Genomic DNA, 453 nt, shown 5'->3' with positions numbered 1-453 from the left:
CTTCCGTAGGACGGCAGTTGATCGCCTTCGTGGTCCCGGAGGCCGGGGTGCTCGCGCCCGACGAGGCGCAGTTGCGCGGCTGCGCCGAGGCGGCGCTGCCGGACTACATGGTGCCCTCGGCGTACCGCGTGCTCGACGCGCTGCCGCTGACGACGAACGGGAAGGTGGACAAGAGGGCCCTGCTCGCCCTCGGGGTCCGCCCGACCCGTCTCGCGTACGCGGCCCCCGCCACGGACACCGAACGCGGGGTCGCGGAGATCTGGGCGGAGCTCCTCGGGCTGGCCCGGGTCGGCCGCCAGGAGAGCTTCTTCGCGCTGGGCGGGCATTCGCTCCTGGCGATCCAGGCCCTGACCCGGATCCGCGCCCGGTTCGGCGTACCGCTGACCGTCCAGGAGTTCTTCCAGGCGCCGACGGTCGCCGGGCTCGCCGCCGTCGTCGACACGGCCGGCACAC

At 74.2% G+C, this 453-nt stretch carries 1 protein-coding gene; it reads left to right on the top strand.

What is annotated here, in order from left to right:
- Window positions 1-17 precede the first annotated feature (17 nt).
- Window positions 18-453: phosphopantetheine-binding protein (locus AC0AIB_RS31270; RefSeq protein ID WP_465098088.1), on the top strand; the 436-nt coding region annotated here is incomplete at its 3' end.

The organism is Micromonospora sp. DSM 43699 (assembly GCF_055517075.1).
Note: the sequence above shows the minus strand (reverse complement) of the source record. Positions and strands in the feature narration are given on the sequence as shown.